Source organism: Chitinophaga sp. NPDC101104 (assembly GCF_050277495.1).
In the GTDB taxonomy this organism is placed as follows: Bacteria; Bacteroidota; Bacteroidia; order Chitinophagales; family Chitinophagaceae; genus Chitinophaga.
In genome coordinates, this window is the sequence record NZ_JBNNSF010000001.1 from 1870232 (window position 1) to 1887013 (window position 16782).

General features: G+C 56.3%; 11 protein-coding genes. 3 read left to right on the forward strand and 8 right to left on the reverse strand.

Annotated elements, in window-relative coordinates; translation table 11 throughout:
* Positions 1-129: 129 nt before the first annotated feature.
* On the reverse strand, positions 130-5424 hold the full coding sequence (locus ACQKLP_RS07675) for a glycoside hydrolase family 44 protein (RefSeq protein WP_427321607.1): 5295 nt from the start codon (positions 5422-5424) through the stop codon (positions 130-132).
* Positions 5425-5752: 328 nt separating this feature from the next.
* Here ACQKLP_RS07675 and ACQKLP_RS07680 point away from each other — a divergent pair, with 328 nt between their 5' ends.
* Positions 5753-6745, forward strand: a complete 993-nt coding sequence (locus ACQKLP_RS07680) for an ABC transporter ATP-binding protein (RefSeq protein ID WP_427321609.1) — start codon at positions 5753-5755, stop codon at positions 6743-6745.
* Between the two features lie 2 nt (positions 6746-6747).
* On the opposite strand, the gene ACQKLP_RS07685 is transcribed toward ACQKLP_RS07680, so the two are convergent.
* The 6 genes from ACQKLP_RS07685 to ACQKLP_RS07710 form a co-directional block, all read right to left on the reverse strand.
* Positions 6748-7635, reverse strand: coding sequence for an SMP-30/gluconolactonase/LRE family protein (locus ACQKLP_RS07685; protein ID WP_427321611.1), 888 nt, complete (start codon positions 7633-7635; stop codon positions 6748-6750).
* 46 nt (positions 7636-7681) lie between these two features.
* Entirely contained in the window at positions 7682-7981 is a 300-nt protein-coding gene (gene trxA, locus ACQKLP_RS07690; protein WP_427321613.1) for a thioredoxin, read from the reverse strand.
* A gap of 9 nt (positions 7982-7990) precedes the next feature.
* Positions 7991-8506 (reverse strand): DsbA family protein, encoded by a 516-nt coding sequence (locus ACQKLP_RS07695; RefSeq protein WP_427321615.1) that lies wholly within the window; start codon positions 8504-8506, stop codon positions 7991-7993.
* Positions 8507-8513: 7 nt separating this feature from the next.
* Positions 8514-8981: a redoxin domain-containing protein gene (locus tag ACQKLP_RS07700; protein ID WP_427321617.1), complete on the reverse strand. Its 468-nt coding sequence runs from the start codon at positions 8979-8981 to the stop codon at positions 8514-8516.
* A 119-nt stretch (positions 8982-9100) separates the two neighbouring features.
* Positions 9101-10990: a gamma-glutamyltransferase family protein gene (locus ACQKLP_RS07705; protein WP_427321619.1), complete on the reverse strand. Its 1890-nt coding sequence runs from the start codon at positions 10988-10990 to the stop codon at positions 9101-9103.
* Positions 10991-11335: 345 nt separating this feature from the next.
* Positions 11336-12214 carry an acyl-CoA desaturase gene (locus ACQKLP_RS07710; protein WP_427321621.1) on the reverse strand — a complete coding sequence of 293 codons (879 nt, stop codon included), beginning with the start codon at positions 12212-12214 and terminating at the stop codon, positions 11336-11338.
* Positions 12215-12514: 300 nt separating this feature from the next.
* On the opposite strand from ACQKLP_RS07710, the gene ACQKLP_RS07715 reads away from it, so the two are divergent.
* A complete protein-coding gene (locus ACQKLP_RS07715) occupies positions 12515-13807 on the forward strand; it encodes a hypothetical protein (RefSeq protein ID WP_427321622.1) in 1293 nt (430 codons plus the stop codon).
* Positions 13808-13882: 75 nt separating this feature from the next.
* Here ACQKLP_RS07715 and ACQKLP_RS07720 read toward each other — a convergent pair whose 3' ends face one another.
* Positions 13883-14083 carry a hypothetical protein gene (locus ACQKLP_RS07720; RefSeq protein ID WP_341843472.1) on the reverse strand — a complete coding sequence of 67 codons (201 nt, stop codon included), beginning with the start codon at positions 14081-14083 and terminating at the stop codon, positions 13883-13885.
* 224 nt (positions 14084-14307) lie between these two features.
* On the opposite strand from ACQKLP_RS07720, the gene ACQKLP_RS07725 reads away from it, so the two are divergent.
* The gene (locus ACQKLP_RS07725) at positions 14308-16440 is read left to right on the forward strand and encodes a catalase (RefSeq protein ID WP_427321624.1); all 2133 of its coding nucleotides are present in this window, start codon (positions 14308-14310) and stop codon (positions 16438-16440) included.
* Positions 16441-16782 lie beyond the last annotated feature (342 nt).

The following is a 16782-nucleotide window of genomic DNA, read 5'->3' on the forward strand; positions in this document are numbered from 1 at the left end:
ACCTGTAGTGTGTGAGAGAAACCGCCGGCAACGGCGGTTTTTTTATACCCAAAACTTCAATTCCATTTGTTCATCCCTACAAAAAAAGGCCGGTACAAAGACCGGCCTTTTACTTTTTACGCTACCCATTTATTTGGCGATGATAACAGGTCTTGTCTGTTTGTGCTTCCCGGATTTCACCTGCACGAAATACATACCGGACCGCAGTTTCGTTGCGGGAACGTATATATTCCCCTGCGATTCGGTGAGCACCTGCCGGTGCAATACGCGGCCGAAAAGGTCCGTCACCGTCAATTCCATTTCACTGGATTCGGGGATGACGAATTTGACGCGGAAGCCCTCCTGCGCAGGGTTCGGATAAATCCACAACGATTCCCGGCTCGCCGCCACCAGGATGGTAAACTGTGCGGAACAACCGGTGGCCCTGTCAGTGACGTTCACGGTATATAAACCGGGCGCCCGTTGCTCGAGGTCTTCGGTGGTGGATTTGTCGGACCATAAGTACTGGTAGTTCCCGCTGCCGCCGTTCACGCTGATGTTGATGTTGCCGTCTTCATCCGCCGTGCCGATGATCACCAGCTGGTTAAGCGTGCCGCCAACCGTTACGGTTTGCGTGTTCGAGAATCCGCCGCTGCCGGTTACGCGGATGGAATAATTCCCAGGCGCGAGGTTGCGGAACTCCCGGTTAGCGGGGCCCGCGGGGTTTTCCCTGTTGTCGATGAAATACCGGAAATCGGAAGGCGCACCGGCACTGAGGTTCACCCCGATCACACCGTTGGCGCCGCAGCGGGCGTTGGTAACGGTAAAGGTAACGGTGGGATGGGCGGGCCGCGTCACCCGGAAATCTTTCCTGGTCACGCATCCAGCCGTTACATCGGTCACTTCCATCCAGTAATCGCCGGTGGCGAGGCCGCTCACATCCTGTGTAGTGGCGCCGGTAGACCAGCGATAGGAATAATTGCCGCTGCCACCCGTCACGGTCACATCGATCGCGCCGGCCGTATGATCGGTCTGTGACGTCACATCCATGTCGTTCAGCCATCCATCGATCACCACCAGTTCGTTCTTCTCGAAACCATTCGCCCCCGTGATCCTGACTTCATAGTAATCCGCCTGCAGATTCCGGAAAACCGGTTCGTTGACGCCGGCCGGGTTGGCTTGCCCGTTGATGAAATACTGGTACGGCGCCGCACTGGCCCCGGTGGTGCCCACGGTAATGGTACCGCCCGTGTTGCAGGAAGCGTCGGTAGACGTGAAAGTCACGTCCGGACCGGTACGCGTTACGGTGAGCGTCATGGCCGTCACGCATTGCGTAGTGCGATCGGTCACTTCGATATGATATTGCCCGGACGCCAGGCCGAACTGGTCGGGCACCGTAGACCCATGCGCCCAATTGACGCGATAATTCCCGCTACCGCCGGTAATGGTAATGTCGATATTGCCGTAGCGGTGATCGATGGTTTGCGCGATCAGCAGGTCGTTGAGCGTTCCGCCCACCGTCACGGCCTGGGAAAAGTCGAAACCATTCGCATTCGTGACGCGGATGGTATATACACCGGGCTCCAGTTGACCGAAAATGTTGCTGTTGATGCCGTCCGGATTGGCTTTCCCGTTGATGTAATACTGGTACACGCCGCTGCCGTTGCTCACTGTGGCGGTAATGATGCCGTTGGGAAAGCATTGCGCGTTTTTTACGGTGAACTGTACGGCCTGCTGGCGCGTCACTTTCGCCGTTCCGCGATACGTACATCCGCTGACGTTATCCTTCACGTTCACCACATAATCGCCGGAAGGCACGTTTGTCAAATCTTCAGTAGTAGCGTTGTTCGACCAGGCGTAGGTATAATTCCCGCTGCCGCCGGTGATCGTCAGATTGATGTTACCGGCCTGGTCATCTACCTGGATATTGCCCTGCAGGCCTTGTCCACCGCCGATTACGACCGTTTCCACATATACGAAATTATTCGGCCCGGTGATCCGCAGGTCGAACTGCCCCGGCTGGAGGTTTTCGAAAACAGGGCTGGCCTGCGCTGCGCCGCCGATGGAATACTGATAGTTATTGGATGCGGGCACCACTTTCTTCACTTCGATACGGCCATTGTTCCCGCATGCGGAGGGCTGCGTTGCAATCTCTACATCCGCTACCGGACTGCCGCTCAGGTAAATGTCGTCTACCTGGAAATCCACGCCGCTGTTGGGCATCTGTTCCGACAAAAATCCGATGAGCGCAACTTTCGACGGATCGATCTCGGAGCCGTTCACCATATCGGCGAGCGGGATGCGGACCTGCTGGTAATTGCCCGACAATTGTGTGAGATACTTGTCGCGCAGCAGGAATGCCGCATTCGATCCGCCGCCGAAGCGGTCTTTCAGGAAGATCTGCAGATCGAAGTTGCCGAGGCCGGCGGTATTGGGGAAGCGGATGCTGAAGTTGAGGTATCTTTTCTGGCGAAGGTCGACCATCCGGGCATCTGCGTTCTGCGCCAGGTCCCAGAACACATAGGCGAAGGGTTCCGGGCCGGGCTCGATATGTGCCGACATGTGGATCGGGCCTTTGTTCCCGCCGGTGGGCAGCACCACGAGCTGCGATGCATTATTGCTGGTGCTGTGGACGATGCCGGGATTTTTGGTGTCGCCATCCCAGATCACGTCGGTCGAAGCGCGGCTCCACACGAGGTAATCCGCCGGCATTTGCGCCGTGTTCCCTTTCTGGTCGGTCGCCGTAATGTGGAAGGAACGGGGGCCGGGAGGCGTTGTGGCCGGCACGGTGAAACTCGCCACATACCTTCCGTTCACCAGCTGGAGCGTCTGGTTGTTGGCGCCGCCCACCGGGGAAAGATCGACGGTGACGGTGGCCAGGTCGTTGTTCGGATCGCTGGCCAGCACGCTGAGCTGAACCGGAGTGATGCCGTCCGCGAAACCCGCTACAGGGTTGATCCGCACATCGCTGAGGACCGGCTGAACGGTGGGGTTGTCGTAGGGCACGGCGCGCACATCGTCTATCCAAACCTCAAAACCATCCTGCGCGGAATTGACGAGAAAATTGAACTGCCACAGGCGGGTGAGGTCGAACCCGGAGCCGGTGAACAGGTCGGAGAAGGGGATTTTCACTTTCGTGAACTGGGTGGGGTGGAAGGAGGAAATGTAGCCGTTAGCCTTGAGTTTCACGCTGTTGGAAACGTTCATGTTGGCGCTGGCGTCTCTCACGCTGAATTCTATGTCTGCATATTCCGGAGCGTTGGAACGGATGTAAAATTCGAGATACCCGAATTCGCTTACATCCCGCGCACCGCCTGCATTGGGATCGATGCGCCAGGTCATGAGCCCCCAGTAATTGGGATCGTGTTTGAACCGCATGTACAAACTGCCGGGGTCGGTGTTGCCGCCGGTGGCCCGTCTTTCGATGATTTGCGTCCCGGCTGTCTGATCGCTGCCGTCGTTGAAGCGTTCGCCTTCGCCGCCGCGGATGGCGTCTCCGTTCCAGATGTCGGTGGATGGCATTTCGCGAATCACACGGTAGGTGACGTTCCCGGAAACGCTGTGCCCCGCTGCGTCTGCTGCCGAAACGGTCAACATTTTCATGCCGGAGGCGGTATTGGCGGGCACGGTATACTCGATGGAATAGCGGTCGCCGTTACGCACGAGCGGCGTGGCGGCACTGCCGCCCAGGGAGCTCAGGTCGATCGTCGGCGGGCGCATATCGTTATCGGAATCCGTGATGGTAGCGGATACGGTAAACCGGGCATTCCCGTCAGAATAACCGATGGCCGGCGCAATGGTAAGGTTCGTGATGTAGGGGTATACGGTAAGATCCGTTTCCGACAGCACCAGGTGATACACCGTCATGGGCGGCATTTTCAGCTGGAAGGAATTGTTCACCACGGTGCGGATATCTTCCATCCTGCGCACCACCGGACTATTCCCGTCTACCATATACACCGACGCGCTCTTGTACTGGCGCGCTCCCGAAAAAGACACGGTCGCTACTACGGTATCGGTCATGCTGCGGTTGATGGCGATGGTATGGAGGAACTCGTCGCTGGAAGCGTTCACGGAAGCGTACACCGCGCTCACCGCGCGATTGTCTGTCTGCGCTTTGACGGACGTGTTGCCGAATTTCCCGCCGTTGCCGTCGTAATTGCAATACAGGTCGAACCCGCTTTTGATATACCCGGTCACCGCGCCCCAATAGGAAGCGAAATAGATCTGTTCCGTCCCGAAGGCGCCCAGCGCGTCGGCCTGCGCAACGGTGCCGGAAACGTGGCTCGTTCCCCCGTAACTGTATTCCGTGATCCCGAGCTTCGTACCGGGATAAAAATCGGCGATCATTTGCTTCAGCTTGGGCAACACGGGGAAAATCTGTCCGTTGGAAGCGTCGTTCACCCAGGAATTCTCCCGGTAGGTATCGTCCCAAAGTCCGCGCGACATGGAAATGCGGCCCAGAACAGAGTTGTCGTCGTTTTCATCGTCGAACGGGCTCATGTTGCCGAAATCGCGGTTTTGCTGGGGGTACCAGTGCAGGTCGAGCACATCGAGCAGGCGTTTCCCCGCGGCCTGGCCACGGGCGCGCATGTTGGCGAGGTAGTAATGCACGAACAGTTCGTAATTGCCCCGCACCTGGTCCCAATCGGGCGCGAACTGGAGGTTTTGATAAGCCGTATAACCCCATAAGGCAGGGCCGAACACTTCGGCCGAGGGGTCCATTTCCTTGATCAGTTCCGCCGTTTCGTAAGATTTGTTCATGAGGTAATTGACAGACACGCCGGTGGTGCCGAACAGCCGGGGATGCGTGCTGGTCCAGAGGCAGGGCTCATTGTCGAGCGAATAGCCTTTGATGCCGGTGGCGGTATTGCTGCGGCCGTAGGCATCGAGGAGGAAATGCAGTTCCTCGTCCACATACACCGCATTGTCATTCACATCGGGCGTGAGCGAGAGGTTCCCGCCGGGTTTGCGGGCTACCACCGGTACCCAGCGGTTAGACGGCGCGGTTTCGTTTTCGCTGACCGTCCCGTTTTTGTCTCTCGCCACGTAACCCGCCATGGGCAAGGTGGCCAGGGAATAGGCGCCTTGCTGGAGCGATTGGTTGTGGAATGCCTTGAGCGCCGAACCGGGCACATTGTACTGGTTTTCGGGCGTGTTCCATTGCGCCGGCACCCAGTCGTCGCTATGATGCACCCAGTCGCGGCCGGCGTTGCTGGCGTTGTTTTCCCAGTTGTAGTTGGTGATGCGGTTGCCGCCCATCCGCTTGGCCGGCGCGTAGGGATAATGGTCGTTGGTGCCGTACACCAGCGGACTGATGGCTTTCCTGTTGGGGGCGGATGCATCGATGGTGAAGCGGACGTTCCGTGTGGCCTGGGCTGATGATCTTACGCTGGAAAGCAGCACCATGGCGGCACACGCCACAATTGAGTAGAATGGTTTCATGAGAGATGGTTGAGGTCAATAAATCGTTCCGCGGAACGGCATGGAACTCGTTAGGTATAATAAAAAAGTCGAATGCAAATTACGGGGATTGAAGGGGGCAACTAAGGGGCTTCCGCCGGGGTGTCGATATTGATATCTGAAACATACACGGACAGTCCCGAAGCGAAGGATGTTCCGGTTGAACGGGTCCGTTGATCGTAACGGACTGATCCTCCATTCGTTATAGCCCTTCACAAAAGCCGGCCGGTCCAATTCGCGGAAATGTTTTTTCTTTATGTTCCGGAAATGGAACGCGCTTTGCAGTAACCGGCCGGCAATTTTAGGGAATATGACGTTTTTACAAGTTTCAGATATAACGAGGAAAGACAAGCTGGGATTCGAATTGCAGCCTTTGTCTTTCAATGTGGAGCGTGGACAGAAAGTAGCCGTGATGGGCGCTTCCGGATCGGGAAAAAGCACATTGCTGCGGATGATCGCGGGATGGGTACAGCCCGATGGCGGCACCATCCTGTTCGAAGGGGAGAAGGTACTGGGGCCGGATTGGAAATTGATTCCTGGTCACCCCGGCATCGCATACCTCTCGCAACATTACGAGCTGCGCAATAATTACAGGGTGGAAGAACTGCTCGCGTATGCAAACCAGCTGACCGACGAAGAGGCCACCCGCTTGTTCGACATCTGCCGGATCAGCCATCTCCTCAAACGGAAGACCGACCAGCTTTCCGGCGGGGAGAAGCAGCGCATTTCCCTTGCGCGGCTGCTCGTCACCAAACCGAAGCTCCTGCTGCTGGACGAGCCCTATTCCAACCTCGACCTCATTCATACCCACATCCTCAAATCCGTGATACGCGAACTGGGCGAGGCTTTCGGCATCACGAGCCTCCTCGTTTCCCACGATCCGGACGATGTGTTGCCCTGGGCAGACCATCTCATCATTCTTCGCGACGGGCAATTCGTTCAGCAGGGCAGTCCTGCGGAAGTGTACAGTAAGCCTGCAGACGCTTATGCAGCGGGGCTCCTGGGCGATTTTCAACTCTTTCCGCCCGACAAGGCGAAAGTGTTTGCCCTCATGCCGGGGATCGTCGTGAACGGGCGGCGCAGTTTGGTGGTGAGGCCGGAGCAGTTCCGTTTCGCGAAAGACGGCAGCGAGGCCATCAAGGGTGTGGTAAAGGATGTGATGTTCGGCGGCAGCTATCATGATGTGGTGGTGGAAGTGCCGGGCAATCTGCTCACCGTGCGCACCACCGCGCCGAAATACCAGAAGGGCGATGCTGTTTTCGTGGCATTGCCGTCGAAGGGGATCTGGTTCCTGCCTTCGTAAATTTATTCCGCTCCCTTTACTTTCATTTCGACGGTATACACCGCGGTGGATGCGGTGAGGAAAAGTATGTTCCTTTTTCTGCCGCCGAAGCAGGCGTTGGCGGTCCATTTTTCGGGGACGTCGATATGCCCGATCTGCTGGCCCTGCGGATTGTAGATGAATACGCCGTTGCCGCAGAGGTAAAGGTTCCCGCGCTCGTCGAGCGTGATGCCGTCGCCGCCTTTATTGGTGAAAAGGATGCGGTTGGCGAGTTTTCCATCCCCCGAAATTTCATACCTGTAAATTTTATCCCCGCCGATATCGGCAACATAAAGGTATTTCCCGTCTGGCGTGCCCACGATGCCGTTGGGCTTCACGATATCGTCTGCCACGATAACCGGCGCACTGGCGCCTTTGGGGAGCCGGTACACGCGCATGGCGTCGATCTCGGGCTTTTGGCGGGTCCAGTAGTTGCGTTGATAGTAGGGGTCGGTGAAGTAGATGTCGCCGTTGGGATGGACCCAGAGATCGTTGGGGCCGTTCAGTTTCTTCCCTTCGAAATTATCCATCAATACGGTATGCACGCCTTTGGGGGAAAACGACCAAAGCTCGTTGTCTGCGTCTGCGCAGGCGAGGATGTTCCCTTTTTTATCGACGTACAATCCGTTGGCGCGGCCGCTTTTGTCGGAAAAGAGGCTGAGCCTGCCTTTGGTGTCGTATTTCCAGATGGAGTTGTTCGGCTGGTCGGTGAAGTAGATATTGCCTTTCCGGTCGGGCGCGGGGCCTTCCGTGAATTTGAACTGTTTGGATATCAGCACGGGTTTGGCGCCGTCTGCCACAAGCAGGTGCAGGGAATCGGACTGGGCATTGGCAGACAAGGCTGCCAGTAAGAAAAAGGCGGCTAGTTTCATGTGGAATTCGTATTTCCATCAAGATACGAAAAACCGGAAACCTTTCCTATGCAGACGCTGCCTGCAACTGGCGGAGCAGGCTCCCTTTGTCGATCATCCCCGCATGCCGCCACACTATTTCCCCTTTCCGGAAAATGATGAAAGTGGGCACGGCGCTCACGTTGAAATGGCTGGCGGCCTGCTGGTTCTTGTCGATATTCACTTTTACGACCCGCGCTTTGCCTTCCACCGCCTGCGCCACTTCCTTGATGACGGGCGTCATGGCATGGCAGGGCTGGCACCAGTCTGCATAGAAATCCACCAGTACGGGCTGTTCGGATTGGATGAGATCATTGAATGCGCTCATAACCTGTGTTTAAAAAGTGAGGGAAGCCATGAGCGATTCTTCGTCATAGCTGCCGTTGTATTTTTGGCCGTTGATGAAAAACGAAGGCGTACCATTCACGCCGCTTCTTACGCCGCTTTCGAAATCCGCGTCCACTTTATCTTCCAATGCGGTATCCTGTATGTCGTTCCGGAATTGTTCGAGGTCGAGGCCGATATGTTGCGCGATGGCGAAGAGGGTTTCGGCGGATAGCATTTCCTGGTTTTGGAAGATACCGTGATGCATTTCCCAGAACTTTCCCTGCCGGCCGGCGGCTTCCGCGGCGATGGCTGCGGGCTTGGCCATGGCGTGGGATTCGGAAAGGGGGAAATGACGGAAGATGAACCGCAAACCGGGCCCCATTTTTTTAACGATGTCTTCCACTGCGGGAAAAGCCTTTCCGCAATGCGGACATTGAAAATCGCCGTACTCCACGAGCGTAACGGGCGCTCCTTCCTTACCCCGTGCATGATCTTGCGGGCCGGGCGGCGGTGTGAGTTTTGCCATAGATAGTTTATATTTTTTTAGCCTGAATTTTTTCCAGTGCATCGAGAATCCCGTCTGCACCAGGATTAACAGCCGGGGGCGATAAAAAGTTCCAGCGGATGATGCCGTTGCCGTCTATCACGTACAATGCGCGATGGCATTGGCCTTCCTTATCGTCGTACGCCTCATACGCTTTGGCGACGGCTCCCTTCGGCTCAAAATCCGCCAGCAGCGGGAAGTGCAGGTTGCGCGCCTGTGTGTAGGCCTGGTGGCACCATTTGCTGTCTACCGAAATCCCCACGATCGCCGCGTTCTGCTTGCGGAACAACTGGAGCATTTCATTGTAGAGCGACATCTGGTCGCCGCAAACCGGGCTCCAGTCTGCCGGGTAGAAAGCCATGATAAGGTTCTTGCCCTGGAAGTCTTGCAGCGTATACCGCTGGTCGGGCGTTGAGTACAAATTAAAATCCGGTGCCGGGGTGCCGATCGATAACATACCGCATGATTTTTTGTGACAGGAAATCGAGTTTTTCAAATCCCAGCAAAGGTACGCCCAAAAAGCATACCGGTGTTTCCCGGATGGTGGGGCGTGATATACATTCCCACCGCGTAAAACTACCATCCGATGCCGTAATCCTCGCCGTGATTGCTGCTGCCGCCCCATAGGGAACGATGCAGCGTATCGAAGAAAATAGCGTTAATGGGCCCGCTCGTTCGTGCTGCGAAGCTGAGCGTATAGCCCATGCTTTCGAGCGCGCGGCGCGTACTGTCTGGCGTGGCGCTGGCAACGAGGATGCTCCCGGCCCTGGGCACCCTGTCTTTCACCGCCGTTCCGCCCAGCGACAGCCACAGCTGGTTGCTATTGACGTTCGCCGCTTCCGTGGCCTGCTGCACCGTCATCCCGAATTCCACCACATTGAGGAAGAATTGCAACAGGTTTTGATCTTGCGTATCGCCGCCCTGCACGGCGAAAGAAAGGAACGGTTTGCCGTCTTTCAACGCCATGGAAGGCGTCAGTGTGACGCGTGGCCTTTTGCCGGGAGCGATCACGTTGAAAGGGTTCATGACCGAATCGAGGACGAAGCTTTGTGCGCGCTGGCTCATGCCGACGCCCGTTCTCCCGGCGATGCAGGCGGGCAGCCATCCGCCGCTGGGCGTGATACTGACCACCCATCCTTCTGCGTCGGCAGCTTCCACGCTGGTGGTGCCGCGCCAGAGTCGGTCGTGGTAGGCGCTGTCCGACGGCTGGTAAGCGATGGCGTCGTGTTTCGGGACAAATTCCCCCGGCGGCTTTTGCTGCGTTGTGTCAGACAAAGCGGGCCGAAGTTCGAGGAGGCGTTTCCAGGGATTGCGTTCGTTCTGGAAAGGGTAGGGGTCTCCGGGCATGACGACCGTTGCGTTCTGCCTCGGATCTATCGTACCGGCGCGCTGGCGGGCGTAGGCTTTGCTGAGGAGCCCGCGGATGGGGGGCTTCAGCGTTCCGTACGGATCGCCGTAATAAAAATCGCGGTCGGCGAAACTGAGGTTCATGGCCTGGTAGACGGTGTGGATGTATTGCGGGGAATTGTATCCCATCGCCTTGAGATCGAAGTTTTCGAGGATGTTGAGGGCTTGCAGCATCATGGGGCCCTGCGTCCATTCGCGGAGCTTGTAGACGTCGATGCCTTTGTAATTGACGTGGACGGGTTCTTCTTCGATCACTTTCCAGTTGGCGAGGTCCTGCATCGTGATGAGGCCTCCCTGTTCGCGGGCGCCCCGGACGAACTCCTGCGCAATATCTCCTTTGTAGAATCTGTTGTATGCGGCCATGATGGCTTCTTTCCGGGATTTTCCGGCACGCAGCGCGGCGGTTTCCGCGTCGACCATTTTTTGAAGGGTGGCCAGGAGGTCGGCCTGCACGAAGATCTCGCCCGCTTCCGGCGCTTCGCGGGGTTGGCCGGGATGGGTGAGGAAAACCTTTTCGCTGTAAGGCCATTGCTTGATCCACGATTTCCCGCGTTCGATGCTGTTGGCGGTTTGCGCTTCGATGGGGTATCCCGCGGCCATTTCCATGGCGGGCCGCAGCACTTCCTGAAGGCTTTTGGTGCCGTATTCGGACAGCATATGGCAGATGCCGCCGGGCGTTCCGGGAGTTACGGCGGAAAGGGGGCCGTATTCCGGCGGGAAGGCGTACCCCTTTCCCTTGTAAAACGCTGCGGTAGCGCCGGTGGGCGCCACGCCGAGGGCGTTGATGGCGATCACTTTCCCTGTTTTGGGATGATAGATGAGCGCCTGCGTTTCACCGCCCCAGCTCAGCACGTCCCACATGGTGCAAGTGGCGGCCAGCATGGCACAGGCGGCATCAACGGCATTGCCGCCCTGTTGGAAAAGCGCGGCGCCGGCGGTGGCGGCGAGGGGTTTGCCGGTAATGGCCATCCAGTGGCGGCCGTGGAGCGGTGGCTTCTGGGTTTGCTGCGCTTTGCCGGTGGCGGCCAGCAGCAATAGCAGGATCAGGAAACGTTGCATATAGGCTAATTTAATCAATGGGAAGGGAAAATTCAGGATAAGTTGCGGGTGAATTTCATGAACGGGATTCGTCATTTTTACGGGTGACTATTTATTGATCATGACCGATCTTGATGGTCCTGAAAAAATTGAAAACCGCTGCAATAGCCTTAGCCAGTCCGGAAGACGGCCGGCCAGGAAGAAATGAAGGGTAAATGCATTAAACTATTTCCCAGCGCAAGTTTTGGCCGGTTCGCGGGTATGTTCATCGACGGAACGGTCCGGTTTTTCGATATTCCGGGTGAAACGGATTAAAAAAGAAAAGCCCCTCCGGCCGGAGGGGCTTCATTATTTTGCAAGGTGTTCCTATACCGAAACCTTATTGTTTTCCCTGATCTTCTCCGGCACACCGTGGATATCCCACACGAGGCCGAACCAGCCCAGCATCTTGATGATGTAAAACGTGATGTCGATCTCCCACCAGTAGAAACCCTGTCGTGTAGCACGCTGGTAATAGTGGTGGTTGTTGTGCCAGCCTTCGCCGAGGGTCACCAGTGCGAGGATGAGGCTGTTTTTGGATTCGTCGCCGGTTTTATATCGTGCCTTGCCCCATTTGTGCATGAGCGAGTTGATGGTGAAAGTGCCATGGAACAGCAGGATCGTGCTGAGGAAGAACCCGATGAAAAGCGTGGAAAGACCGGCCGACCAGTCGAACCAGCCCGCGCCATTCACTTTGTTACCGATGAAATACACGGCAACGGCGAGGACCAGCGGCGGAACGAAGTGGTACTTATTGAGCCAGAACAATTCTTTATGCTTCATATCCTTGATGAGATCGTAGCGGGTTTCCTTGTGCTCCTTGTCCATGATCCAGCCGATATGGGCATGCCAGAAGCCGTAGATCTTGGCGGAGTGGGGGTCTTCCGGGGTATCGGAATGCTTGTGATGGACGCGGTGATTGGCAGCCCACCATAACACCCCTTTCTGGAAGCTGCTCTGCGCGCCGCAAGCCAGCAGGAATTGGAAGAACCGGGAAGTCTTATACGATCGGTGCGAGAAGTATCGGTGATATCCGCCGGTCACGAAGAACATGCGCACGAAATACAGCACTGCGCACAAAATCCAGTCGAAAGCAGTCACATGCGTGAAGAAGGCGAGAAAAGGCACGAGGTGCATCCCGATGAAGTCCATCTCGTGCAACCAGTTGGTCCCCGCTTTCTTATTCGGAGTAATGGTGGTATTCATCCGCCAAAAGTACGGGGTGATTTACAAATCCGCAATGATTTCGGTCAACGGATATAGGTGGATTTAACATTGTCTTAACGATTTCGGGCGATCTGTGATGGAATTTTTACAAATCGTAATGATTTCCGTCAACGGGATTTTCAGTTTCCGTTTTGACGGTATGTAAAATGGGGCAGGTGGTATTCAGTAGAAATACGGTACCTCTAAAAATACGTACCATCGCCGATTGCCGGTCGTTCGGGACGGAGGTACCTTTGCGTCGGAATATCATCATCAGCTAATAACCATTTTTTACCCCACATGAAACGGATCATCGCCCCCGTGCTGGCCATGCTATTGCTTTTTGCCTGCACTTCACACGAAAATAATGACAACGTAACCCCCAAGCCCCAGCCGCCCAAAGGCGCCGTTCGCCCCATAGGCACTTCGCTCGGCGCGCCTGTCACCAAAACCATCGGCGCTGCCGGGGGAGACATTTCGTCCGCCGACGGCAAACTGAAAATCACCGTTCCCGCCGGTGCCATCGCTGCCAACACGCAGTTCTCGGTGGAGCCTATTTCCAACACCCTCCCCGGGAGCCCCGGCATCGCCTACAGGCTCAGGCCCGAAGGTGTCAAATTCGCCAAACCCCTCACGCTGCAGTTCACCTACACTGCGGCCGACCTCGACAGTACCCACGAAGAAGCGCTGTTCATGGCCTACCAGGCGCAAAACGGCATCTGGCGCATGTTGCCCAAAACACAATTGGATAAACAGGCCAAAACCCTCACGGTTCAGACCGATCACTTCTCCGATTGGGCACCCTACGCCATGTTCTGGCTCACGTCCGGTAAAGACGCCGTCAAAGTCAAAGAATCGACCCTGCTGTCGATCCATGTCACCGAGGACTTTCTCATCGCCAATCTGAACCAGGACGAAGTGGAAATCGCCCGGGAAAAAGTGCTGGAAAAAGCGGAAAACGTGAAAAACTGGAAAATGGCCAGTGGTGGCGGAACGATTACTCCAGACGCCAAGCCCTTCCTGGCCAACTACACCGCTCCCGCGAAACCGTCCAATCCCAACCCCGTGACCGTAAGCGTGGAAATCCACAACTTCATCCCAGCCGGCATGATCCCCGGCAGAGGCACCACCGGCAAAGCGATCCTGTTCAAAAAGATCCGGATCGTGGAAGATACGTGGCATTACGGTACCATTGCAGGGCAGGATTTCAACACTGTGCAACACTGGTATTTTGCCGATCCTTTCGCGCTCAATATCGAAGGGATCATCAGCGCAACTTCCAGCATCATGCTCACCATCAAGATCGGGGCACCTGCAACCGGGAATTACGGATGGGACATTGCACAACCCGCCGCTACGGCACAGGCGGTGTATCTCCCCGGCGGTCCTGGCGGCTGGTTGAGCGGATATACGCATTGTAAGGACGGGTACGATATCAATAGCCCCGGCAGCGTCTCGATAGAAAAAGTAGAAGTGGTGGGAGGTACAAAATACGTGGAAGGACAATATACCGTTACCGTGTACAACGCGGCGGTAGATTGTAACCCGCCCGCAAAATTGATCCGGGGATTTTTCCGGGTAAAATCGAGATAGCAAACTTTATAGCATGCAAAAGGGCCGTCATTTTCGAAATGACGGCCCTTTTGGTATATGATCGTGTAGAGAGAATTATGCAAGTTGCTCTCTTACCTTTCGGTCTGCCTTATGGCTGGCCTCTGCCGCTTTCCTGCTGACGCGGTCGTATGCATTGCGGGCAGCTTTCTTCATATCGTCTATGGCAGCGTCTGCGCGCTGGCGGTTTTTCATGTACCAGAAAATGCCGGCGGCGGCGGTGCCCAAAACGGAAGCTGCGATGATGATCTTGTTCATGACTCTTGTTTTTGGTTCATGCAAATACAAACAATGGGCGTGCCAAAAAATCCCAAAGAATTTTAAAAATGGGGCGGGGCCGCTTTTCCACAGTGGCTTTTTAAGGGGTTGACAAGCAACCTCCGCGCAGGTGGCCCCCGCGCATGGCTGTTGCGCTTCTGGCATCCGGATTGTGGCGCCTTGCATTGGAAAAACCCTCGCTCTCACACCTTAAACCATTTCAAATGGCAACACCCAAACCCGGCGGCGACGCCAAAAACCAGCAGCTCAACGAACACACGACCGACAACACAGACCAATTCCTCACCACCAACCAGGGCACCCGCGTGAACGACGATCAGAACAGCCTCAAAGCCGGCGAACGGGGCCCCTCGTTGCTGGAAGACTTCATCATGCGCGAAAAAATCACGCATTTCGACCACGAACGGATTCCCGAGCGCGTGGTCCATGCCCGCGGCGCCGGCGCCCACGGTGTGTTCCGTGTGTACGACGACCGGCTGGCCGCCTACACCCGCGCCGCTTTCCTCACCGACCCTTCGGCCGAAACACCCGTGTTCGTGCGGTTCTCCACCGTTGCCGGTTCCCGGGGTTCTACGGACCTTGCGCGCGACGTGCGGGGATTTGCGACGAAATTCTACACGCAGGAAGGGAATTTCGACCTCGTGGGGAATAATATGCCGGTGTTTTTTATCCAGGATGCCATCAAGTTCCCCGACCTGGTACACGCCGTAAAACCCGAGCCCCACAATGAAATGCCGCAGGCAGCCAGTGCGCACGATACTTTTTGGGACTTCATTTCCCTCATGCCCGAATCCGCCCATATGATCATGTGGCTCATGAGCGACCGCGCCATTCCGCGCAGCTACCGCATGATGGAAGGTTTTGGGGTTCATACGTTCCGGCTGATCAATGCCCAGGGCAAACCTACGTTCGTGAAATTCCATTGGAAACCTTTGCTGGGCGTGCATTCTGTGGCCTGGGACGAAGCACAGAAAATCTCCGGGAAAGATCCGGACTTCCATCGCCGCGATCTCTGGGAAGCCATCGAAAACGGCCAGTTTCCCGAATATGAGCTGGGCGTGCAGCTGGTGGCCGAAGAAGACGAACATAAATTCCCGTTCGATTTGCTCGACCCTACCAAGATCATCCCGGAAGAAATGGTGCCGGTGCAGCGCGTGGGCAAATTGACGCTTAACCGGAACCCCGCCAACTTTTTCGCGGAAACGGAGCAGGTGGCGTTCCATGTGGGGCACGTGGTGCCGGGGATCGACTTTACCAACGATCCTCTCCTCCAGGGCCGCCTGTTTTCCTACACCGATACGCAGCTCATCCGCCTGGGCGGGCCCAATTTCCACGAAATTCCCATCAACAGGCCGCTCCCCGAAGTGCATAATAATCAGCGCGACGGGTTCATGCGCCAGCAGGTCAATCCCGGCCGGTCCAGCTACCATCCCAATTCGCTCGGCGGCGGATGCCCGTTCCAGGCGAAGTGGTCAGAAGGCGGATTCCGTTCCCACGCGGAGAAAATCGATGCGCATAAAGTGCGCGGCCGCAGCAGGAGCTTCTTCGATCACTTCAGCCAGGCCACCCTGTTTTTTAATAGCCAGTCGCCCGCCGAAAAACTGCATTTGCAAAACGCCCTGGCCTTCGAACTGGGAAAAGTGGAAACGGTGGAAGTGCGGGAGCGGATGGTGGGCATTCTCACGCAGATAGACATGGGCCTGGCCACCACGGTGGCCGACGCACTGGGGCTGGAAGTGCCCGAAGTGCCGGAGCAGCCCGTTAATCATAGTATTCCCGCCGACGGCGATCCGCAGGATTACCAGCCCGTTGCGGCAAAGCTGGAGCTTTCGGCCAGTGAGGCGCTGAGCATGGCCAATACGGTGAAAGACACCATCAAATCCCGGAAAGTCGCCATTTTGACGGCAGACGGGGTGGTGACCGCAAACGTGGAAGCCATGCAGGCGGCGCTGGCCGCCGAAGGCGCGGTCGGGGAAGTGGTGGCGCCGCGGCAGGGGTTTGTGGAAGGGGATGATGGAAAAGATATCCCGGTGAAAAACAGCTACCTGACGGCGGCTTCCGTGCTGTACGACGGGGTGTACCTGCCGGGTGGTACCAATGCGCTGGTGCTGAATGGCGATGCGGTGCATTTCCTGAACGAGGCATTCCGGCATTGCAAGCCCATTGCTTCTGATCCGGCAGCCTCGGACGTGCTGGAAGCCACGTATTTCGCGGGGAGCTTGCATCCCGGATGTTTTTCCGGGGCAGACGTGAACGCCCTCGCACAGGAATTCATCGCAGGATTGAAGCAGCACCGGTTCTGGGAAAGGGAAATTCCCGGGCCGATACCGGCTTGAGTTTGATGTTGAGTGAATAGAGGGTGGCCGCTTGGTCACCCTTTTTTGTGGCAATTTCAAGGATATTTGCTGGTTTTGTGACAATTGTTCCATTCGCCGGAAAGGGATTTCCGTTTTCGACATCGGGAAAAGATAGGTGATGGGCAGGTACATGAAAGACAGGAAGCAATGCCGGAAATCTGATCGAACCCGGTCTTTTCAGTGAAAATTAATTGATCGGATCGGGAAAGCGGCGCGATGGCAATTTTGGAATTTAGTTGCATGTGATTGTAAATCAATAGGTTGATTAGAAATCGGCCAGACGCGCGAACTTTTTCCCGATCGCGTAAATGGATTTCCCGA